General features: G+C 72.2%; 22 protein-coding genes. 8 read left to right on the top strand and 14 right to left on the bottom strand.

The genetic code is table 11. The features are described from left to right. Positions 1-5 precede the first annotated feature (5 nt). Genes hemE through hemQ form a run of 3 tightly spaced genes read left to right on the top strand, consistent with a single transcriptional unit; the run spans position 6 to position 3,161 of the window. Positions 6-1,046 carry a uroporphyrinogen decarboxylase gene (hemE, locus tag FHS29_RS24275; RefSeq protein WP_184694224.1) on the top strand — a complete coding sequence of 347 codons (1,041 nt, stop codon included), beginning with the start codon at positions 6-8 and terminating at the stop codon, positions 1,044-1,046. Continuing rightward, the gene (hemG, locus tag FHS29_RS24280; RefSeq protein ID WP_184694226.1) at positions 1,043-2,464 is read left to right on the top strand and encodes a protoporphyrinogen oxidase; all 1,422 of its coding nucleotides are present in this window, start codon (positions 1,043-1,045) and stop codon (positions 2,462-2,464) included. The genes hemE and hemG overlap by 4 nt, the downstream gene beginning before the upstream one ends. A gap of 4 nt (positions 2,465-2,468) precedes the next feature. Beyond that, positions 2,469-3,161 (top strand): hydrogen peroxide-dependent heme synthase, encoded by a 693-nt coding sequence (gene hemQ, locus FHS29_RS24285; protein ID WP_184694228.1) that lies wholly within the window; start codon positions 2,469-2,471, stop codon positions 3,159-3,161. 46 nt (positions 3,162-3,207) lie between these two features. Here hemQ and FHS29_RS24290 read toward each other — a convergent pair whose 3' ends face one another. The 10 genes from FHS29_RS24290 to FHS29_RS24335 form a co-directional block, all read right to left on the bottom strand. After that, positions 3,208-6,432, bottom strand: a complete 3,225-nt coding sequence (locus tag FHS29_RS24290) for a S8 family serine peptidase (protein ID WP_184694230.1) — start codon at positions 6,430-6,432, stop codon at positions 3,208-3,210. 229 nt (positions 6,433-6,661) lie between these two features. After that, the gene (locus FHS29_RS24295; protein ID WP_184694231.1) at positions 6,662-7,147 is read right to left on the bottom strand and encodes a hypothetical protein; all 486 of its coding nucleotides are present in this window, start codon (positions 7,145-7,147) and stop codon (positions 6,662-6,664) included. Between the two features lie 26 nt (positions 7,148-7,173). After that, positions 7,174-7,518 carry an SCO6045 C-terminal-like domain-containing protein gene (locus FHS29_RS24300; RefSeq protein WP_184694232.1) on the bottom strand — a complete coding sequence of 115 codons (345 nt, stop codon included), beginning with the start codon at positions 7,516-7,518 and terminating at the stop codon, positions 7,174-7,176. Continuing rightward, positions 7,515-8,309 (bottom strand): MbnB/TglH/ChrH family RiPP precursor modification enzyme, encoded by a 795-nt coding sequence (locus tag FHS29_RS24305; RefSeq protein ID WP_184694808.1) that lies wholly within the window; start codon positions 8,307-8,309, stop codon positions 7,515-7,517. Before FHS29_RS24305 ends, FHS29_RS24300 begins: the two co-directional genes overlap by 4 nt. Positions 8,310-8,354: 45 nt before the next feature. Further along, positions 8,355-9,176 carry a TIGR04222 domain-containing membrane protein gene (locus tag FHS29_RS24310; RefSeq protein ID WP_221456569.1) on the bottom strand — a complete coding sequence of 274 codons (822 nt, stop codon included), beginning with the start codon at positions 9,174-9,176 and terminating at the stop codon, positions 8,355-8,357. Next, entirely contained in the window at positions 9,136-10,044 is a 909-nt protein-coding gene (locus tag FHS29_RS24315; RefSeq protein ID WP_184694235.1) for a TIGR04222 domain-containing membrane protein, read from the bottom strand. Before FHS29_RS24315 ends, FHS29_RS24310 begins: the two co-directional genes overlap by 41 nt. 127 nt (positions 10,045-10,171) lie before the next feature. After that, a complete protein-coding gene (locus tag FHS29_RS24320; protein ID WP_221456570.1) occupies positions 10,172-11,098 on the bottom strand; it encodes a TIGR04222 domain-containing membrane protein in 927 nt (308 codons plus the stop codon). A 232-nt stretch (positions 11,099-11,330) separates the two neighbouring features. Beyond that, positions 11,331-11,768, bottom strand: coding sequence for a peptide-methionine (R)-S-oxide reductase MsrB (gene msrB / locus FHS29_RS24325; protein WP_184694239.1), 438 nt, complete (start codon positions 11,766-11,768; stop codon positions 11,331-11,333). 9 nt (positions 11,769-11,777) lie between these two features. Next, the gene (locus tag FHS29_RS24330) at positions 11,778-12,116 is read right to left on the bottom strand and encodes a hypothetical protein (RefSeq protein ID WP_184694241.1); all 339 of its coding nucleotides are present in this window, start codon (positions 12,114-12,116) and stop codon (positions 11,778-11,780) included. Between the two features lie 21 nt (positions 12,117-12,137). Continuing rightward, positions 12,138-13,082, bottom strand: coding sequence for an asparaginase (locus tag FHS29_RS24335; protein ID WP_184694810.1), 945 nt, complete (start codon positions 13,080-13,082; stop codon positions 12,138-12,140). Between the two features lie 80 nt (positions 13,083-13,162). On the opposite strand from FHS29_RS24335, the gene FHS29_RS24340 reads away from it, so the two are divergent. Beyond that, positions 13,163-13,807, top strand: a complete 645-nt coding sequence (locus FHS29_RS24340; RefSeq protein WP_184694243.1) for a GntR family transcriptional regulator — start codon at positions 13,163-13,165, stop codon at positions 13,805-13,807. Positions 13,808-13,837: 30 nt separating this feature from the next. On the opposite strand, the gene FHS29_RS24345 is transcribed toward FHS29_RS24340, so the two are convergent. From FHS29_RS24345 to FHS29_RS24355, 3 genes are all read right to left on the bottom strand, one after another. Next, entirely contained in the window at positions 13,838-14,704 is an 867-nt protein-coding gene (locus FHS29_RS24345) for an alpha/beta fold hydrolase (RefSeq protein WP_184694245.1), read from the bottom strand. Between the two features lie 205 nt (positions 14,705-14,909). Then, complete coding sequence (locus FHS29_RS24350; RefSeq protein ID WP_184694247.1) at positions 14,910-16,079, bottom strand: acyl-CoA dehydrogenase family protein; 1,170 nt, start codon at positions 16,077-16,079, stop codon at positions 14,910-14,912. Between the two features lie 17 nt (positions 16,080-16,096). Continuing rightward, positions 16,097-17,248, bottom strand: coding sequence for an acyl-CoA dehydrogenase family protein (locus FHS29_RS24355; RefSeq protein ID WP_184694249.1), 1,152 nt, complete (start codon positions 17,246-17,248; stop codon positions 16,097-16,099). 76 nt (positions 17,249-17,324) lie between these two features. Here FHS29_RS24355 and FHS29_RS24360 point away from each other — a divergent pair, with 76 nt between their 5' ends. Then, on the top strand, positions 17,325-17,966 hold the full coding sequence (locus FHS29_RS24360) for a TetR/AcrR family transcriptional regulator (protein ID WP_184694251.1): 642 nt from the start codon (positions 17,325-17,327) through the stop codon (positions 17,964-17,966). Between the two features lie 9 nt (positions 17,967-17,975). Next, complete coding sequence (ligD, locus tag FHS29_RS24365; protein WP_184694253.1) at positions 17,976-18,974, top strand: non-homologous end-joining DNA ligase; 999 nt, start codon at positions 17,976-17,978, stop codon at positions 18,972-18,974. Here the strand turns inward: ligD and FHS29_RS24370 are convergent, their stop codons facing one another. Next, positions 18,975-19,847 carry a hypothetical protein gene (locus FHS29_RS24370; protein WP_184694254.1) on the bottom strand — a complete coding sequence of 291 codons (873 nt, stop codon included), beginning with the start codon at positions 19,845-19,847 and terminating at the stop codon, positions 18,975-18,977. A 156-nt stretch (positions 19,848-20,003) separates the two neighbouring features. On the opposite strand from FHS29_RS24370, the gene FHS29_RS24375 reads away from it, so the two are divergent. After that, positions 20,004-20,903: an aminoglycoside phosphotransferase family protein gene (locus FHS29_RS24375; protein WP_312865081.1), complete on the top strand. Its 900-nt coding sequence runs from the start codon at positions 20,004-20,006 to the stop codon at positions 20,901-20,903. 78 nt (positions 20,904-20,981) lie between these two features. Continuing rightward, positions 20,982-21,185 (top strand): DUF8847 domain-containing protein, encoded by a 204-nt coding sequence (locus FHS29_RS24380; RefSeq protein WP_184694256.1) that lies wholly within the window; start codon positions 20,982-20,984, stop codon positions 21,183-21,185. Positions 21,186-21,233: the final 48 nt, after the last annotated feature.

The raw sequence follows: 21,233 nt of genomic DNA on the forward strand, positions 1-21,233 counted from the left end.
ACGAGATGAGCGACAACACCACCGCACCACTGCTGGTCGCCGCGCGCGGCGGCGTCCCCTCGCGCACCCCGGTCTGGTTCATGCGCCAGGCGGGGCGTTCGCTGCCCGAGTACCGCAAGCTGCGCGAAGGCACGGCGATGCTGGACGCGTGCATGGACCCGGAGATGGTCTGCGAGATCACGCTCCAGCCCGTGCGCCGGCACGACGTGGACGGCGCGATCCTGTTCTCCGACATCGTGGTGCCGCTGAAGGCGGCCGGTGTGGACCTGGACATCGTGCCGGGCACCGGGCCGGTGGTCGCGAAGCCGATCGCCGGCCGCGCCGACGTCGACGCGTTGCCGGTGCTGGAAGCGCACCAGGTCCAGCCGGTGGCGGACGCCATCGGGTTGCTGAACGCCGCGCTGGGCGACGTGCCGCTGATCGGCTTCGCCGGTGCGCCGTTCACGCTGGCCTCGTACCTGGTCGAAGGCGGGCCCAGCAAGCACCACGAGCGCACCAAGGCGCTGATGCACGCCGATCCCGAGCTGTGGCACGCGTTGCTCGCCAGGATCGCCGACATCACCGCCGAGTTCCTGCGGGTCCAGGTGGCGGCCGGGGTCAAGGCCGTGCAGCTGTTCGACTCGTGGGCCGGGGCGCTGTCGGAGCGGGACTACCGCGAGTTCGTGCTGCCGCACTCGACGCGGGTCCTGGAGACGATCACGTCGGTGCCGCGGATCCACTTCGGCGTGGGTACCGGCGAGTTGCTGCCCGCCATGCGCGAGGCGGGCGCCGACGTGGTCGGCGTCGACTGGCGGACGCCGTTGGACGTGGCGGTGCGGCGGTTGCGGGAGGCCGCGCCGGAGCTGCCCGCGCCGGTGGTGCAGGGGAACCTGGATCCCGCGCTGCTGTTCGCCGGGGAGACGGCGTTGCGGCGGGAGGTCGACCGGATCGTGGCCGAGGGCAAGGCGGCGGCCGGGCACATCTTCAACCTGGGGCACGGTGTGCTGCCGGACACCGATCCGGACATGATCACCAAGGCCGTCGAGTGGGTGCACCGGGCCGGATGAGAACGCTCCACGTGGCGGTGGTCGGCGGCGGGATCTCCGGCCTGGTCGCCGCGCACCGGTTGCGCTGCCTGCTCGGGTCGTCGGCCCGCATCACGGTGCTGGAGCAGTCCGACCGGCTCGGGGGCAAGCTGCGGACCGCCGAGGTCGGCGGCCGGGCCTACGACGTGGGCGCCGAGGCCTTCCTGCACCGGCGGCCGGAGGCGGCCGAGCTGGTCGCCGAGCTGGGGCTGGCCGAGGACCTGGTGCACCCGACGTCGGCGGCGGCGAGCATCCGGGCCGGCGGCGAGGTGCGGCCGATCCCGGCGCACACCCTGCTGGGCGTGCCCGCGTCGGTGGAGGCCGTTCGACAGGTGCTGAGCGCCGACGGGCTGCGGCGGGTCGCGGCGGAGCCCGCGCTGCCGCCGATCGAGCTCGGCGGTGCCGACGTCGCGGTCGGCGCGTTGTTGCGGGAGCGGTTCGGGCCCGAGGTCGGGGATCGGCTGGTCGGCCCGCTGCTGGGCGGGGTCTACGCGGGTCACGCGGATGCGCTGGGGCTGCGGGCGACGATGCCGCAGCTGGCCACCGCGCTGGACTCGGGCGTCGGGTCGTTGCTGGCCGCGGCGGCCACCACGATGCCCGCGCCGCCTCAGCCGCGAGGGCGCAGGCCACCGGTGTTCGGGACGTTGACGGGCGGGTTGTCCTCGCTGGTCGCCCGGCTGGTGGAGGTGGCCGCGCCGGAGGTCCGGCTGGGGCTGCCGGTGCGCGGGCTGGTCCGCCGCGAGCACGACTGGCGGCTGGAGATCGGGTCGGCCACCGCTCCGCGGTACCTGGACGTGGACGGGGTGGTGGTGGCGGTGCCCGCGCCGGCGGCGCGCAAGCTGCTGGTCGACGTGGCGCCGGCCGCCTCGAAGGAGTACGCGAAGGTCGAGGTCGCGTCGATGGCCGTGGTGGCGTTGGCGTTCCCGCCGGGGACGGTGCTGCCCGAGCGGTCCGGCGTGCTGCTGGCCGAGGGCGAGCGGTTCGCCGACGGCACGCCGTTCACCGCCAAGGCGTTCACCTTCTCCAGCCGCAAGTGGGCCCACCTGGGCGGTGAGCCGGTGCTGGTCCGGGGGAGCGTCGGGCGGCACGGGGAGACCGCGGCGTTGCAGCGCGACGACGAGGAGCTGGTGGCGGCGGTCCGGGCCGACCTCGCCGAGCTGACCGGCGTGACCGCGCCGCCGGTCGACGCCGTGGTCCGGCGGTGGGGCGGCGGGCTGCCGCAGTACGGCGTCGGGCACTTGGACGTGGTGCGGGGCATCGAGGACGCCGTGGCGGACGTGCCGGGGCTGGCGGTCGCGGGCGCGACGCTGCACGGGGTCGGCATCCCCGCCTGCATCGCCACCGGGGACGCGGCGGCGGCTCGGGTCGCGGCACACGTGCTCGGCCGGGTGAGAGGATGAGGACATGGCCCGCCTGAACTTCAACGAGCTCAACGACACCATCCGCTACACCATGTGGTCGGTCTTCCGGGCCGAGCCCGGCCGGCTGCCCGACGACCGGGGTCCGGCCGCCGCCGAGGCGCAGGAGTACCTGGACGGCCTGGCGGCCAAGGGCACCGTGGTGCGCGGGGTGTACGACGTGGCGGGCCTGCGCGCCGACGCCGACTTCATGATCTGGTGGCACTCCGAGGAGATCGAGCAGGTCCAGGCCGCCTACACCGGGTTCCGGCGGACCGCGCTCGGCCGCGCGTCCACCCCGGTGTGGAGCCAGGTGGCGCTGCACCGGCCGGCCGAGTTCAACCGCAGCCACATCCCGGCGTTCCTGGCCGGCGAGGACCCGCGCAAGTACGTCTGCGTGTACCCGTTCGTGCGGTCCTACGAGTGGTACCTGCTGCCCGACGAGGACCGGCGCAGGATGCTCGCCGACCACGGCAAGGAAGCCCGCGACTACCCGGACGTGCGGGCGAACACCGTCGCGTCGTTCGCGCTGGGCGACTACGAGTGGATCCTGGCGTTCGAGGCGGACGAGCTGCACCGGATCGTGGACCTGATGCGGCACCTGCGCGGCACCGAGGCGCGGCTGCACGTGCGCGAGGAGATCCCGTTCTACACGGGAACCCGGATCCCGGCCGCCGAGTTGGTCACCAACCTGCCGTAGGCGCGGAAGAGGGGGCGCCCGCCGGAGCGGACGCCCCCCGTTCCGGTTACTTCCGGATCTTGTACGCCCGGATCACGGTGTGCTCGAACGTGTTGCCCTTGCTGTCGGAACCCTTCACCCGCAGCGAGGCGAACCCGCCCGCGTCACCGTTGCGCACCAGGGCGGTGCGGCCGGTCACCGGGACCTTCGACCACTTCTCGCCGTCGTCGAACGACACCTCGACGTCGAGCCTGCGGACCTTGCCGTCCGGCCCGTTCTTCTGCTGCTGGACCGCGAGCGGCACCCGCAGCACCTTGTTCGCCGGTGCGGTGCCCTCGTCGTCCAGCTTCGGCTCGAACCGGACCACGGTCAGCGGCAGCGGCTTGAACTCCGTGCCGGGCACGGTGTCCGAGCGGAACGTCCAGGTGCCCGCGACCCTCGTGCTGAACTCCGACGAGCCCGGCACCCGGACCGCCTCGGTGTCCACCTTGAAGTCACCCCTGCCCGCCGGGACCTCGAACAGGCCGTTCGCCGGGTAGGTGGTCTCGCCGATCTTCTTGCCGTCGCGGTAGAGCGTGGTGCGCGCGGACTCGGTGTTCGCGTTGCCGGTGTTGCCGTCGCCGTCGCCCCACAGCGGCACGCCGAAGCCGATCTCGTCGCCGCGCCTGGCCGTGTACGGGTAGTCCGACTCGGTCAGCGTCGGGCCGAACACCGGCTTGCCGAACCGCTCGTGGTACTCGCGGCCCGGCCGGTAGGTGCGGTCCGGGGAGCGCAGCAGCGCCTCCGGCCGGTCCTGGTCGTTGAGCTGGAACACGACCCAGCTCCACTCGAGGCCCTTGGCGATGACGTGGTCGATCGCGTCGCCCGCCGGTCCGACCGGGGTCAGCAGGGTGCCGCTGGAGCCGCCGCCGGGTGCCAGCGGCAGACCGCCGTAGCGGTAGGTCCGGCCCGCCGGGCGCGGGCGGATCCTGGTGTCCACCTTCGCCAGCTCGTCCTTGCCGGGCGCGCGGACGAAGCCGGTGGGCACCTTGCCGGCCTCGACCCACGCCAGCCGGTAGTTCACCGGCGTCGTGCCGACCGACGCGCCGGTGGCGTGCGAGTGCACCATCGTGCTCAGCTCCTCGGCGGGCAGCACGGGGCCGAGTTGCGCGAGCGACACCCGGTCGCTGATGCCGCCGAAGAACGCGGTGCCGAACCCGAACCGCCGGTCCCGGTAATTCCGGGTCAGGCTGATGTCGCCGATCTGCTCCACGGCCGCCGGGTCCGGGAAGGTGATTTTGATCGGCTTGGCGATCCGCGCGTCGGCGTCGACCGTGGTCGTGCCGGTGACCTCGAGCAGCGGCTGCGGCAGCAGCGCGGCCGTCCCGCCTTCGGTCAGCACGTCGTTGAACACGAAGTAGTCGCCCTTGGGCAGGCGTGCCTTCGCCCCGCTCGCCGGACCTTCCGGGAACGCGATCGCGTCGTTGTCCAGCCCGATCACCAGCGACGAGTACCGCGTTGGCGCGTTGCCGTTGGCGTCGGTGTACTTGAACGTGACGTCGTAGCTCTCCACCTCGCGGCTGAGGCTGACCGGCGTGCGCAGGCCGTTGGACGCGACCACCGCGCCCACGTAGACGCCGTCGACCGCGGCGGCCTTGCTGTCGCCGGTCACGGTGGTCTTGGCGGTGCCGCCCGCCGGGACGGTGACCTTGGCCGGCGTCACGGTGAACACGCCCGCCGGGGCGGGCTTGCCGTCCGGGCCCTTGACGTCGACGGTCAGGTCGAGGGTGAGCGGGTCCTTGCCCGTGTTGCGGTAGGTGATCTCCTTGGTGACCGGCACGTCGTCGTCGTGCGGCCACTGCTGGAGGCCCAGGCCGACGCTCACCGGGTCGCTGGTGACCGCGGTGGTGATGGCCTTGGCCAGGTCGATCCGGCCGGTGCCCTGGTCGAGCACGGTCAGGTCGGGGTTGTTCTTCGCGGACGCGACCAGCGTCGCCTTGAGCTGCGCTCCGGTCCAGTCCGGGTGCTGCTGGGCGAGCAGCGCCGCCGCGCCCGCGACGTGCGGGGTGGCCATGGAGGTGCCGGACAGCGCCACGTGGGTGGCGTCCACCGGGGTGCCGATGTTGCCCTTCGCCGCCTTGGCGGCGGCGATGTCCACACCCGGCGCGGTCACGTCGGGCTTGACGCCGCCGTCGCCGGCGCGCGGGCCCCGGCTGGAGAACGGCGCGATGCTGTCGTCCCGCTCGACCGCGCCCACGCTCAGCGCGGCGTCGGCGGTGCTGGGCGAGCTGACCGAGCCGGGGCGGCCGGAGTTGCCCGCCGCGATCACGAACAGGGTGCCGGTCCCGGCGGACAGCCGGTTGACGGCCTCCTCCAGCGGGTCGATCTCCGCCCGGTCACCGCCGCCCAGGCTGAGGTTGACGACGTCCGCGCCCTGGTCGGCGGCCCACTGCATGCCGTCGAGGATCCAGGACTCGGCGCAGCCGCCCTGCACGCAGACCTTGCCGTCCAGGATCTGCGCGTCCGGCGCGACGCCCCGGTACTCGGCGTGCTTGCTCGCGATGGTCGCGGCGACGTGCGTGCCGTGGCCGTCGTTGTCGGTGGCGTCGGGCTCCTCGGTGAAGTTGCGCTCCGCGATCTCCTGGCCGGCGAGGTCGGGGTGCGCGCCGTCCACGCCGCCGTCGAGCACGGCGACCTTGACGCCCTTGCCGGTGTAGCCGGCCGACCAGGCGGCGGGTGCGCCGATCTGCGCGGTGCTGCGGTCCAGGCTGGTCCGGCGCAGGCCGTCCAGCCAGACCTTCCGCACGGCCGGGTCCGCGACCAGCGACCGGAAGGCCGTGGCCGCCTCGGACTTCGCGGCCCGTGCCGCGACGGCGCCGACGGCGGGCAGGTCGCGGGTGACCTGGATGCCGGCCGCGCCGGTCCGGCCGGTGACGATGAGCGGCACGTCGTCGCGGCGCGCGTCGTCGTAGCCGGCCTCGGCGAGCCCGGTCACGTCGAACAGCCGCAGGTCCAGCTTGCCCTCGGCGAGCGGGCGCACGGCGTCGTGCGGGACGACGTGCAGCCGTCCGTCCCGCTGGAAGTGGTGGAAGACGGTCTCGTCCCGGCCCGGTCCCCTCGTCACCGAGCCGAGTCGGTCGCCGTCGAGCAGCACGCGGTCGCCCGTGATCAGGGTGACGGACGTCTGCTCGCCGGCGGTGGTGCGGTGGTCGGTTGCCTGCGGTGCGGCGGTGGCCGCACCCGTCCCCGAGGCGATGAGCCCGACGGTTAACGCGGCGAATCCCCATGCGCCACGCTTTCCGGATCTCGACACAGATACCTCCCGAATCTGTTTGTGCGCGCTGTGGATCGCGCAGTCGGGAAGGCACGCCGGACTTGCGGTGGCGGCGGATACCGGAAGTGACGAAGCCCCCAACAACTTCGACGTTATCCACCCCAACGAGTGAGATCAGCGTCTCATTGAGGGACGTTTACCGCCCGTTCAGGTCTCACGTTGGTGACGGAACGTATGTCACTGGTACAGAAAGGTTGCGCCGGCCGGTCTACCCCGCGGTGACCGAGCCGTCCGGGGCCACCGAGAGGATCAGCTGCGGGCCGCCCGCATCGCAGTCGGGACCGTTCGGGTGGACGACCTCCGGCGTCGCGGTCAGCTCCCGCTCGACCACCGCCGTCCCGGTCCGGTCGGCCAGGCTCAGCTTCACCGTGACCGGCTCGGCGGGCAGGTCCGCGATGTCGACGTTGGCGTGCTTCGCGCCGGTCGGCACTGCTCTCGCGCCGCACACGTCGTCCGGGGCGGTCCCGGTGCACGTGGCGTCCGCCGCCCGGCTCGACGGCCACAGGGTGAACTCCGGGCTGACGCACCGGCCGCCCCAGCACACCTCGATCGTGCCGGTGTCCACCGCGGTCGGCTCCACCCTCAGCTCGATGCCGGCGGGTGCGCCCATGAGCGTGCACATCTTCTCCCCGGCGTCCGCGCCGCAGGCCGTCGCGAGCAGCAGGGCGCCCAGGGCCGCGCTCGGTCTCCACATGCCCCCGGGACGGAACGCGGGCGCCATCAGGTTGCCCGGCGCCACCAGCGCCGCTTCTTGGGCGGTGCCAGTTCCCCTTGCGCCACCGCCCACTCGGCGAACGCGGCGGCGTCCTCGCGGGCCCGGCTGCCCGCCCGGCGCGGGTGCGCGCGGGCGTAGCCCTCGAACAGCGGGCGGAACCGGTCACCCAGCCCGTCGACCACGTCCGGGCGCAGCATCGCAACGATGCCGCGCCGCTTGTTCAGCAGCGACCGCGCCTCCACCCGCAGCCGTTCCGGGTCGAAGCCCGCCGGCGGCTCGCCGTTGCCCAGCAACGCGTGCAGCAGCTCGGCCTGCGCCGCCGCCAACCGGTCCCGCTGCGGCTGCGTCACGCCAGCACCGCCCGGATCGCGGCCAGTTCACCGGCCAGCTCGGCGTCGGCCGGGTAGTCGTCGTCCCGCTCCAGCAGCACACCCGGCGGGTCGATCCGGTCCCGCAGCTGCTTGAGCACGTCCAGCACCTCCGGCAGCACGGCGTGCGCGTGCGTGTCGTGGTAGACGCCCTGGTGCTCGACACCGCCGGCGACGTGCACGTAGGCCAGGCGCTCCAACGGGATCTCGTCCAGGAACCGGCCCACGTCGGTGCCGAGGTTGCGGGCGTTCGCGTACAGGTTCGCCACGTCCACCAGCAGCAGGCAGTCGGTCCGCTCCACCAACTCGGCCAGGAACCGCCCCTCGGTCAGCTCGCCGTCCGGCCACTCCAGCAGCGCGGCCACGTTCTCCAGCGCCAGCGGTACCGGCAGGTCCGCCTGCGCCGCCTTCACGTTGGCCACCAGCACGTCCAGCGCCTCCCGGGTGCGGGGCAGCGGCATCAGGTGCCCGGAGTCCAGCCCGCCCGCGCGCACGAAGCACACGTGGTCGCTGACGAACGGCGCTCCCAGTGCCTCGGCCAACCCGCCCAGGTGGGCCACCCGGCCGGCGTCCACGGGCTCCGCACCGCCCAACGACAGCGACACGGCGTGCGGCAGCACCGGCACTCCCCGTTCACGCAGCAGCAGCACCGATTCCGGCAGGTGCCCGACGTGCAGGTTCTCCGCCACCACCTCGACGAAGTCCACGTCGAGCTGCTCCACGGTCAGATCGATCTCCGGCCGCCAGCCGATGCCGACACCCAGCTTGTCCACCACGCACCCACCCTTCCACGTGCCACCGGCGTCACCGTCGGGTCGTCAGTCGCCACCGCCGCCGCCACCACCACAGCCGCCGCCACCGCCGCAGGACGACCCGCTGCCGCACGACGAACCCCCGTCCGAGCCCGAAGCGCTGCCGCAACTGCGGCTGGAGCAGCTACCGCAGCCGCCACCGCCGCAGGACGCGCTGCCGCCGTTGTTGTTACGCCGTGGCCGCCGCTTCAGCGTCGCCGCAGCCGTGGGCGCCATACCGAGGGTCTCCCAGACGAGATGGCCTTCGACCTTGCCCAGCAGCCCGTAGTACGCGACCAGCGCGGGCCGGTTCGACGTCGTCGCCACCCTGTCCAGCCGCCGCACCGCCGCGCGCCCCGACCCGGTCAGCGGCCGTCCCGCCCGGCCGACCAGCAGGCTCAGCACGATCGCCGACACCACCGTCGCCACGACGTACCCGAAGCTCAGCAGATCGCCCATGGACAGCAGCACCGCGGCGATCACCGCCACCACCAGCAGCCGGCGTGCCCACCGCACGGCGTTGCGCTGCCCGACCGACCGCACCAGGCCACGCCCGATCAGGCTCTGCCGCAACGACTCGGCCTGCGTGCTGCCCGCCACCGTCGACACCAGGTCGCCCAGCGAACGCGGCGCCGCCCGCAGCACGTAGGCCTCCAACGGCGTCCACGGCCGGTGCTGCGTGCGCACGGGGCTCACCACGCCGTTGCGGGAGATCCGCACCGCACCGGCTTCGACCAGCGTCACGATCGCCACCTCGGCGGCCCGGCCGGGCCCGCCCGCCAGGAAGCCCAGTTCCTCGGGCTGGAGCTCAGCCGAACCCGCCGAAGTCGGTGTCCACGAAGTCGCCACCGTCATCCCCCTCCAACCACTGCGAGGCCAGCCACCCGCCCGCGAGCCAGCCGCCCGCGACGAGCCATCCGTTGCGCCGCCGCCACCGCTGCGGCTCGACGATCACCACCGGCCGCCTGCGTCGGGGAAGCGCCTGCTCGGACGCGTCGGCATACCCGATCGGTTCCGCCGTCTCGCCGTCGAACACCGCGGTCTCCGCCCGTCCCGGCCGCTTGTCCGGCGCGGGCGCGGCGGCACTGCGCACCAAGCCGTAACGCGCCGTCACCTCGGCGGGGTCGACCGGGGCGAGCCCGGCCGTGGCCTCCTCGTACGCCCGCGCCCCGTGCCTGGTCAGCACGGGCGGCGGACCCAACAGCAGCAGCACGGCGCACAGGCCCGTCACGGACAGCGCCGTGGCCATCACCCAGCCACCTGGGGCCGTAAACACCGTGACCACGGCCAGTGCCAACACCGGCAGCACGGACAGCACCGCGCGCCACAGCCGCTGCTTCGGGGCTACCAGCAGCCCACCCGTGACCAGGCCGTGGCCCAGCCGCCGCGCGGGTCCGCCGGTGGCCGTGGTCATCAGCAGGTCGTCCAAGTCCCGCGGCCCGCCCAGCCGGGCCAGCAGGAACGCCTGGAGGTCGGTGAGCGTCCCCGGCTGCTGACCGGGCACCGCCGTCACGGTCGTCCCGGACACCCTGGCCCGGTTCTCCGCCACCAGCGCGGCCACCGCCACCTCCGCCGCCCGCACCGGACCGCCACCGAGGTAGCCGATCTCCTCGAACGCGAGCGGCCGGGCGGGCGCCGTGCCGGTGACCCGTTTGAGCCACAGGCCAGACAGGACCGCGAGGACGAGCGCCGGGCCGTACCACCACAGGAACGCCATGGCGGCCAGCCTAGGAGCCGCGACCCGGCCTTGACCCGGAATCCGCCCCGACCGCCGCCGGACAGCCGGGACCACCCCGCCACTCGACGGACCGGGGCCGTTCCACGGACCGTGGCCGCTCGGCGGACTAGCCGCCACCACCACCACCGCAACCGCCGCCACCACCGCCGCCGCAGGACGACCCGCTGCTGCTACCGCACGACGACGATCCGCCGCTGCCGCACGACGACCCGACCGTCCCGGCGGCCATGAACGTCGTGCCGCTGCCGGTGGCCGTCAACCGGCCGCGGCTGCGAGCCGGCCGGCGGGCAGCCGCCCGCAGCGGGATGTTCGGGTGCGCGGCGAAACCGTCGAGGGCGACCGGCTCGGCGTTGCCCGCCGAGCCGGCCATCCTCCAACCCCCGGTGCTCTCGCCTGCGCGAGCCTGTGCCACCACGCGGGAACCCAGCGCGGTGCGCGTCACCAACCTCGCCTTGCGCAGCAAGGCGACCAGCAGTCCGGTGAGCACGAGTTGCAGCGTCAGCCACCCGACGGGCGCCCCGATCGCCAGGCCGTTCACCCAGCGCACCACACCGACGGCGCCGAGCAGGGCCATCGGCACGACACTGCGGCGCAGCCACCGCTTCGCGGTCCGCGGTGCCACCAGGTAGCCCTGTTCGACGAGCCGGTCGCCCACCGCGCGCGGCGCGTCCTGCTCGGAGACGGAGGTGAACAGCAGCGCCAGCGTCCGGTACCGGTACCTGGTCGCGTCGGTCAGCACCGCCTGGTCCACCGGGTCGTCGGAGACGGGCGTGCCGACCACCCGCACCGCGCCGTCCCGCGCGGGACGCAGCGCGCCGGAGTCGATGAGGGAGGCCACCGATGTCTCGACCACGCGCCGTGGTCCGCCGGTCAGGAAAGCGATGTCGTAGAGGCCCGGCGCGCCCGCGGGGGCGCCTTGCCGCGCTCCCCGCAGGCACACCCGGACGGCGATCGCGACGGCCAGCGACACGGCCAGCGCGATCCAGTACAGCTCGAGGAATTCCGGGCCTGACAAGCCCCACGGTCGCTCCACGGTCCACCCCCTGTGGGCCACGGCGGACCGAGGTCCACCGGCGTCGAGAGGCAATCGTGTGCGTCAGGCCACACCCCGGCAAGAGTGCTTTAGCAAGCCTTAGGGTTGGGCGTCGCCCGACTTCAGGACGACGAAGCGCCGTCCACGCCGCCGGAGCCCTCGCCGTCGGTTCCCTTGAATACGCGCATGATTCCTCCTGGTGTGGATTGCCTCGTCATTCGGAGTAGCGCTCTCAGTCTGCTGGACCGGCGGGGTTCTCGACCAGACGCAAGCTGACACTGTTGATGCAGTAGCGCTGGTCCGTGGGGGTCGCGTAGCCCTCACCCTCGAAAACGTGCCCGAGGTGGCTGTGGCACGTGGCGCAGAGCACTTCGGTGCGCACCATGCCCAGCGCCCGGTCCTCCCGCAGGATCACCGAGTCGGCGGCCAGCGGCGAGAAGAACGACGGCCAGCCGCAGTGCGAGTCGAACTTGGTGTCGCTGCGGAACAGCTCGGCACCGCAGGCGCGGCAGGAGTAGACGCCCTGGGTCTTGGTCTCGGTGTACTCGCCGGTCCAGGCCGGTTCGGTGCCCGCATCGCGCAGCACCGCGTACTCCTTGGCGGTCAGGATCTCCCGCCACTCCAACTCGGAGCGGACCACCTTCGGGGTGGCGCCGACGACAGGTTCCATACCTCCACGTTAATCGAAGAACGTGGACAGGATCTCGCCGAGGCCGAACCAGACGCTGATCGCCGCACCCAGCAGGATCAGCACCACCACGGCCACCGCGGCGAGCCGGCGCAGCCCGCCCGCGCGGTTCACCGAGTCGGCGAAGTTCTCCACGCCCGCGAGGTAGCCCTCCACCGTGAACGCGGGCTGCTGGCGCTGCATCCGGTCCAGGTGCTCGGCGAACGCCCTGGTCTCCGGGTCGTCGGGGTCGAGACCCACGAGTTCGTCTTCGATCCTCGGCTGCCCGTCGTCGACCTGCCCGGCGGGCCGGTCGTCCTCCGGGATGTCGGCGGCTCGGGAACTGGCCATGCGAGAAGGGTAATGGCCGGCTCAACCCGTGAGCGCGCTCACGGGCCGGATCGCACCGACCGGACGACCGTGCCCGAGCACCGGGAAGGTGGCCAGGTCCTCGGGCGCGTCGACGCCCAGCAGGCGCAGCGCGGCCACCAGCACCACCGCCCTGGCCCGACCGGACCCGTCGGCGATCTTGCACGCCACGGCCTCCCCGGTGGGCAGCCCGATCGCGTACACGCCCTCCGCGCCGTCCTTGGCCACCGCGCCGGGGATCGCGCGCATCAGCCGGGTGACGTCCCGCCCGGTGCCGCCGACCCACTCCGGGTGGGTGCTCATGGCGCGCGCGACGCGGCGCTCGTGCTCGCCGTCCGACGTGGTCAGGCGGGCGAACGCACGGGCGAGCCCGACCAGGCTGATCCCGAACAGGGGCGCGCCGCAGCCGTCCACGCCGACCGCGCCGACCCGTTCGCCGGCCAGTTCCTCCAGGGTGTTCCGGACGGCCTGCTGCGACGGGTGGGCCGGGTCCAGGTAGCTGTCGGTGGGCCAGCCGTTGACGACGCAGGTGGCGAGCATCGCCGCGTGCTTGCCGGAGCAGTTCATGTACCTGGGCGCCTTGCCCCGCCCGGCCTTCAGGTGCGCCCTGAGGGCGTCCTCGCCGATGGGCAGGTCGGGGGTGCACCGGAGGGCGCTCTCGTCGAGCCCCGCGCCTTCGAGGATCCGGAGCACGCCGTCGACGTGGAAGTCCTCGCCGGAGTGGCTGGCGCAGGCGAGGGCCAGCAGCTCGCCGTCGAGCGCGAGCCCGTGCCGGACCATGGCGAGGGCCTGGACGGGCTTGTTGGACGAACGCGGGTAGGTGACCCGGTCCGGCTGCCCCACCCGGACCTGTACCGCCCCGGAGGGGTCCAGCGCGACGACCGAGCCGTGGTGCACCGACTCCAGGAAGTCGCCCCGCCACACCTCGGCGACCAGTTCGTGCGCCATCGTGAGCCCCTCCCACCGCAGGTAAACTGCCAACTGTCGACAGTCAACAACGCAGCCGCGCCTTGCGCCAGGAGACGTTCGTGACACCTCCCCTGCACCTGAGCCTCGCCGGCCAGGCCGTGGACGCCCTGCGCGAACTGGTGCTGACCGGCGAGATCCCGGCCGGCACCCGGGTCAACGAGGTGGAACTGGCCGCCCGCCTGGGCATCAGCCGAGGTCCCCTGCGCGAGGCGATCCGCCACCTGGCCTCCGAAGGCCTCCTGGTCCTGGTGCCACACCGGGGTGCCCACGTCCCCGAGGCCGGCCCGGCCGACGTCAAAGCGCTGTTCGAACTCCGCACCGCCTTGGAGTGCGCCGCCGCCGAACTGGCCGCCTCCCGCCGCACCGACGCCGACGTGGCGCGCCTGCACGCCGTGTGCGCCGAATCCCGCCGGACGTACCAGGCGGGCGAGCGCTTCCCCTACCGCCTGGACCTGGCGTTCCACCGAGCGCTGCTGGAGGCCGCCCGGTCGCCGTACATCACCGAGCAGGTCCACTTGGTGCAGCAACGCGTGGTCCTGCTCCGCAGCGGTCTGCAGGACCACCCACCGCACCAACGCGCGTCGCTCGACGACCACGACGCCCTGGTCTCGGCCGTAGCCGCAGCCGACCCTTCACGCGCCTCCGACGTGATGCGCAGACACCTGGCCCGCGTGTGCGCCCAGATGCTCACCAGCCTCGCCTGAGCCCGACCCCTGAAGTGCAACCGGCACCGGTCAGTACGTTGCGAGGTGGTCGAGCAGGTGAAGCGTGGTTTGCTCAGCCGCCTCCTCCGGCACGAAATGCCCCACCCCTGGCATCACCTCGAACCAGTACGGCCCGGTGGCCCAACCCGCGGTGGTCTGTGCCGCCTCCGGCCCGATCACCCGGTCGTCCTCGCCCCACAGGAACCGCGTGGGCACCGATACCGGCCGGAAGGTCTCCGTGGTCAGGGGGTTCGCCCGGTACCAGTTCAAGGCGGCGGTCAGCGCACCCGGCTCGGTCAGCCGCCGCACGTACTGGTTCACCCGTTCCGGTGCGATGGTCGACGGCCAACCCGCCCGGAGCTGCGCCGCGTCGTCCGCCAGCAGTTCGCGTTCCGCCACTCCCGGCGTGCGCAGGTGATCGAGGAAGGACCACCGCCGCTGCTGGTCCGGATCGGTCCGCAGGGCCTGCGCCAGCGCCCCGGGGTGCGGCGCGGAGACGGCCGTCAGGGTGCGGATCCGCAGCGGGTAGCGGGCTGCCGCGATCCACGCCACCACGGCACCCCAGTCGTGGCCCACCAGGTCGAACCGCTTCCACCCCAGTGCGTCCGCGATCTCCCGCACGTCCTGCACCGCGTGCTCCAGCCGGTATCCGTCGACCTGCTTGGGGCGCACGCCGGGCGAGTAGCCGCGCAGGTCCGGGGCCACCGCCCGGTAGCCGTGCGCGGCCAAGGCGCGCAGTTGGTGCCGCCACTCGATGCCGCACTCCGGCACGCCGTGCAGGAGCAGCACCTTGCGCCCGGTCACCGGGCCGGTCGCGATGGCGTCGAAGGTGCCGGCGCCGGTCGCGATGCGCTGTCGGGTCAGGTCCGACTCGAAGAGTGCGGGTCGTGATCGCATGCACTCATCGTGGCGGGACGGGCGCGGAGAGTCCCTGGGGCGCGCTACCCGAGCCCGGGTGGGGGCAGCCCTACCGTCGTCGGGGTGGCTGTCCGGGTCGTGGTGGCAGCGGGTCACAACCCGGGGTCACGGCGCGGATCGGAGCCCGAAACCACGGCCCCAAAACCACGGCCTGGAGTCACGACCTGGAACCACGGGGCGGGGCTCAGCCCAGTGTCCCGGTCACCTTCGCGTGCCCCTTCAACAGGTTCCGGGCGATGGTGCGGCGCTGGATCTCGTCGGTGCCCTCGTAGATCCGCAGCAGCCGCAGTTCGCGGTACCACCGTTCGATGGGCAGTTCGCGGGTGTAGCCCATGCCGCCGTGGATCTGGAGCACCCGGTCCACGATCTCGTTGGCCTTGATGCCGCCGTAGAGCTTCGCCATGCTCTGCGCCTGCCGGGAATCGGCCTTCCGGTCGACCAGCCACGCGGCGTGCAGGACCAGCCAGCGCAGCGCCTCGATCTCCACCGCCGAGTCCGCCAGCATCCACTGGATGGCCTGGTACTCGGCGATCGGCTGCCCGAACGCGACCCGGTTCTTGGCCTGCTCCACGGCCATCTCCACCAGCCGCTCGCACGACCCGAGCGCCCGCGCGGGCAGCAGGTAGCGGCCTTGGCCGATCCACTGCATGGCCAGGTGGAAGCCCTTGCCGACCTCGCCGAGCACGTTCTCCTCGGGCACCCGGACGTCGTCGAACACCAGCGCCGCCGGCCCCCACTGGCCCATGGTCGGGATCGGCTCGGACCGCCAGCCCATGTCCCGGTCGACCAGGAAGCACGTGACGCCGCCCTCGGCGCCCTTCTCCTTGTCGTTCACCGCGAACACCATGACGAAGTCGGCTTCGTTGCCCTGGGTGATGAACGTCTTCTCCCCGTTGATCACCCATTCGTCGCCGTCCTTGCGGGCGGAGGTGCGGATGGCCTTGGCGTCCGAGCCCGCGCCCGGCTCGGTGATCGCGAAGCACGAGACGCGCTCGCCGGAGATGGTGGGCAGCAGGTACCGCCGCTTCTGCTCCTCGTTGCCGTGGAACAGGATGTTGTCCGCGTAGCCGCCGAACCGGAACGGCACGAAGCTGCGGCCCAGCTCCTGCTCGATCAGCGCGGTCATCAGCGCGCCCAGGCCCATGCCGCCGTACTCCTGCGGCGTGAGGACGCCGAAGAACCCGGCGGCCTTCGCCTTGTCCTGCAACTCCTGGAGCTCGTCCCGGCGCAGTCCCGGCTCGCCCGCGCGCTCCCGGCGCAGCACCTCGGGCTCCAGCGGCACGACCTCCTTGCGCACGAAGGTCCGCACCCAGTCGCGGACCTCCTTCTGCTCCTCGTCCAGCGTGAAATCCATGACGTGACGCCCTCCCTCTACGTGAACGCGTTGATGCCGGTCAGCGCCCGGCCGATGAGCAGTTTCTGGATCTGGCTGGTGCCCTCGTAGAGGGTGGTGACCCTGGTGTCCCGCAGGTACTTGCCGACCGGGTACTCGTCGACGTACCCGTAGCCGCCGAACACCTGGATGGCGTTGTTGGCCACCCGCACGGCCGCCTCGCTGGCGTACAGCTTGGCCATGGACGCCTCGGTGCCGAACGGCTCGCCCCGGTCGGCGAGGTCGGCGCAGCGCCAGGTGAGCAGGCGCGCGGCGTCGGTCTCGACCGCCATGTCCGCCAGCAGTTCCTGCACGAGCTGGAAGCCCGCGATGGGCTTGCCGAACTGCTCCCGTTGCCCGGCGTACGCCAGACTGGCCTCCAGCGCGCCGCGCGCGGCCCCGACGCACCCGGCGGCAACGGACATCCGGCCCCGGTCCAGGGCGGCCATCGCGAGCTTGAAGCCGGTGCCCTCGTCGCCGAGCCGGTTCTCGTCGGGCACGCGCACGTCGTCCAACGTCAGCTCGGCGGTGGCCTGGCCGCGCATCCCGAGCTTGCCCTTGATCTCGCGGGCCTGGAAGCCGGGGGAGTCCGTGGGCGCCAGGAACGCCGTGATGCCCCTGGGGCCGGGACCTCCGGTGCGGGCGAACACCAGTGCCACGTCGGCCCAGGTCCCGTTGGTGATGAACACCTTGCGGCCGGTGATCAGCCAGTCGTCGCCGTCCCGCACCGCCCTGGTCGCCAGCGACGCCGCGTCGGAGCCGGTGCCGGGCTCGGTGAGGCCGAAGCAGCCCAGGCTCCGGCCCGCGCACAGGCCGGGCAGCCACTGCCGCTTCTGCTTTTCCGTGCCGTGCTTGAAGATGGTCTTGCCGACCAGTCCGAGGGAGACCGACACGATGCCGCGCACCGCCGAGTCGCCGCGCGCGATCTCCTCCAGGACCAGGCAGTACGCCAGGTGGTCGCCGCCGGAGCCGCCGTACTCCTCCGCGACGCCCAGACCGAGGAACCCCACGTCGCCGAGCGCGGGCACCAGGTCGCGGTCGATCGCCTCGTCCCGGTCCCACCGGGCCGCGTGCGGGACGATCCGCTGCTCGGTGAACCGGTGGGCCAGTTCCTTGAGCTGCCGGTGTTCGTCGGAGATGCGCAGGTCCACTCCGGTGGCCTCCTTACCGAACGGCGTTAGGTTTCAACGTAGGCGCGGGGACGAACTCGAGGCAAGAGGAGCCGACATGCCGAGGAACCCGGTCCTGAGTGCCTCGCGCATCCGGACCACCGCCCTGGACATCATCGACCGGGACGGGCTGGACGGCCTGTCGATGCGCAAACTGGCCGCCGAGCTGGGCGTCCGGGCGGCCTCGCTGTACGGGCACGTGTCCACCAAGGACGACCTGCTGCACGAGGTGGCCGGCGAGATCCTGGAGAAGGTCGACGTGTCCGGGTTCGCCGAGGGCGACTGGCGGCACGGCCTGACCATGTGCGCGCGGTCGTACCGGGCGGCGCTGGCGCAGCACCCGAACATCGTGCCGTTCCTGGCCTACGGGCCCGCGCACCGTGATGCGTCCCTGCGCCGGCTGGACGTCGTGCACGGCGCACTGGTCTCCGCGGGGTGGACGCGCCGCGAGGCGACCATGATCGCGGCGTCGCTGATGTACCTGGTGTTCGGCGCGGCGCTCAGCTCGTTCTCCAGCGGCTTCTCCGAGGACCAGGCGCTGTACCGGGACCGCTACCCGAACCTGGACAAGGCCCACCTGCTGCCGTCCGTCGCGCGTGAACTCGACCACGACAGCTTCGAACTGGCACTGGGCGCGTTCGTCGCGGGCCTGGCGGCGCGTGCGCCCGTCCCGCCTGCCCCGACCGGTTCGGCGGGCTAGGCTCGGCCGGTGGCACAGGCTGTGGAACTGACCGTCGGCGAGCGCGTGGTGCGGGTGTCCAACCCGGACAAGGTGTACTTCCCCGAGCGAGGCATCACCAAGCGCCAGGTGGTGGAGTACTACGTGGCGGTGGCCGGGCCGCTGCTGGACGTCCTGCGGGACCGCCCGACGACGCTCAAGCGGTTCGTGGACGGCGTGACCGGGGAGGCGTTCTACCAGAAGCGCCTGCCCAAGGGCGCTCCCGAGTGGGTGGAGACGGCCCGCATCAAGTTCCCGTCGGGCCGCCCGGCCGACGAGGTGTGCCCGACCGAGCCGGCGGTCCTGGCGTGGGCGGCCAACCTGGGCACGTTCGACTTCCACCCGTGGCCCGTGCGCCGCCCGGACACCGACCACCCCGACGAGCTGCGGGTGGACCTTGACCCGCAGCCCGGCACGGACTTCTCCGACGCCGTGCGGGTGGCCTCGGTGCTGCACGAGGTCCTGGGCGAACTGGGCATGACCGGGTACCCGAAGACCTCCGGCGGCCGGGGCATCCACGTGGCGGTGCGCATCAGGCCGGAGTGGGACTTCGTGGACGTGCGGCACGCCGTGATCGCGCTGGCACGTGAAGTGGAGCGGCGCGCGCCTTCGCTGGCGACCACCTCGTGGTGGAAGGAGGAACGCGGCACCAGGGTCTTCCTGGACTACAACCAGGCCGCCCGGGACCGCACCATCGCGTCCGCGTGGTCGGTGCGGGGCACGCCGCGGGCGACCGTGTCGACCCCGGTCACGTGGGACACCCTGTCCACTGTGGACCCGGACGACTTCGACGTGTTCACCGTGCCGAAGTACCTCGCCGAGCACGGCGACCCGCACGCCGCACTCGACTCCGAGGCGTTCGGCCTGGAGACGTTGCTGGAGTGGTACGCGGCCGACCCGCGCGGCGAGCTGCCCTATCCGCCGGACTACCCGAAGATGCCCGGCGAGCCGCCGCGCGTCCAACCGTCGAAGGCCCGCAAGACCGAGTGATCACTCGAGGTCGAGCCGCATCCCGAACTTCCGGTCGGCCGCGATGTCCTGAGCCGTCAATTCCGCCACCGGCCGGTTGCCGCCGGTGGTGGACATCTTCAAACGGTAGTCGTCCACGCCCGCTTGGAGGCCGACCGGACTCGCGCGGACCGCGGTTCCCGCGGGCAGGGTCACGCGGTAGCTGAGGAAAGTCAGCGGGTTCAGCATCGAGATAAGGAATTCGTCCGGCTGCCTGAAGCGCATGAGTGGCGCGACCTTCTGCGGCCACACGACGTCGAACCGGAGGCACACCTGCTGACCTTTCTTCGGCGGGGCGGAGCGGAAATGGGTCAGGACCTCCAGTCGTCCGTCAGGGAGCCATCTCTGTGTCTCGTCGACGCGGGTGCCTCCGCTGCCGTCGCTCTCGATGTTCCTCGCCACCACCTGGACTTTGCGCTTCGAACTGAGCGGTTGGTCCCATTTCGAGCCAAGGCGGATCATGCAGAACGGCATCCGGTCGCGCTCCACGAAGAAGTGGACCAGTATCGACGCCGTCGCGTCGCCGTTACTCGCCACTTCGACGTCTTCCTCCCACCTGTCTATGCGCCAGAGCGGGCCGAGCTCGCGATAGATGAGCGCTTGGTAGTGGTTGAACATTGCTACCTGGCGGTTCATCTTACCGCGTAACCGCAATTGATTGCGGGCGAGGATCGTCATCGTGCCCGCTACGAAGAGTGCGGCAATCGTCAAGCACGCTGCCTTCACCGCGAGTGAGCCGAATGCCACGCTCAAAACGCTGCCGAACGCCAGGATGCCTATTGCGGCTTTCAAAAGTCCCGTCACCCCTCGATCTACCAGATAGTCATCCAGGAATGACAAGAACCTGTCCAGCATGACCCCTCCTTTGTGACCGGATGGGTGCACTGGAGCAGACGGTCAAGGCGAGGTCAATTCATCCCGCTCACGTCGACTATGCAAGAGACGTATGGAGGCGTGGACTGGAATTAAATCGGTCGACTGCGGTCCGACCGGCCGCTACCGTGCGCGCCCGTGACCTTCCCGATCGCGCAGACCGAAGAGCAGTTCGACGCCGTCGCCGAGGACGAGCAGGCGCTTCGGCCCGCGGTCGACGCGTTGTGCCGGCACCTCGGCATCGACGGCGACGTGGGGCGGTTCGCGGAAGGGTCGTTGCCGGTGTACGCCGTGGGCGAGCGGCACGTGCTCAAGCTGTTCCCCGCCGTGCACCTGGACGAGGTGCCGGTCGAGCGGGACGTGTTGGCGGCTGTTCAGGGGCGGTTGCCGGTGCCCACGCCGGAGGTGTTCGGGGCCGGGGAGTTCGGCGGGTGGGGCTACGTCCACATGGAGCGGCTGCACGGGGCGAGCCTCAGGGACGTGTGGCCGAATCTCGGCGACGAGGAGCGGCAGGGTGTCGCGCGACAGGCGGGGGAGGCGTTGGCCGCGCTCCACGCGATCACGCCACCGGTGGCGGAGCCGGCCGACTGGGGCGGGTTCGTGGCCGCGCAGAAGCGCAACTGCGTGGCGCGGCAGGAGAGTCGGCAGCTCGACCCGTTCTGGCTGGAGCAGGTGCCGGGGTTCCTGGACAGCGTGGATCTCGGCGACCCGGAACTGGTGCTGGCGCACACCGAGGTGATGAGCGCCCACCTGCTCGTGCGGGACGGCAGGCTCAGCGGGCTGTTCGACTTCGAGCCGGCGATGCGGGCCGCACGGGAGTACGAGTTCGTCGCGACCGGGGTGTTCCTGACCCGTGGGGACGCGGCCGCCAACGCCGCGCTCTACGACGGCTACGGGCAGACCGTCGACCCGCGCAAGGTGATGGCGTACGCGCTGCTGCACGTCTACTCCGACGTCGCCTGGTACCTGCGCGAGGTGCCCACCGCGGCGACCAGCCTGGACGGGCTGGCGGAGCACTGGTTTGGGCCAACCGGCTAGTTGTCGCCGCACTTCAGCCGCAATCCGACTACACCTCTCGTACCATGAACGGCGACGCCGAAGAGAGGGAGGCCCGCGATGACGAACGCCTACGTGGTGCGGTTCGTCGGCGGCCCCCTCGACGGCCGCGTCGACACTGTCGGCAAACCGCCGGAAACGCCCAAACCGACCGTGACCCACGTCCACCTGCACAGCGGGCCGAAGATCGTGCACCACTACGACCTCCAGTACGCGGTCGAGTACGGGTGCGAGTACCGGCTGCGGGTCGAGGAACCGTCTTAACGGGCCGACTCCGGGGCAAAACGTAGACAGGCAGCAAGGCCGGGTTTA

This window comes from Saccharothrix tamanrassetensis (assembly GCF_014203665.1).
GTDB lineage: Bacteria > Actinomycetota > Actinomycetes > Mycobacteriales > Pseudonocardiaceae > Actinosynnema > Actinosynnema tamanrassetense.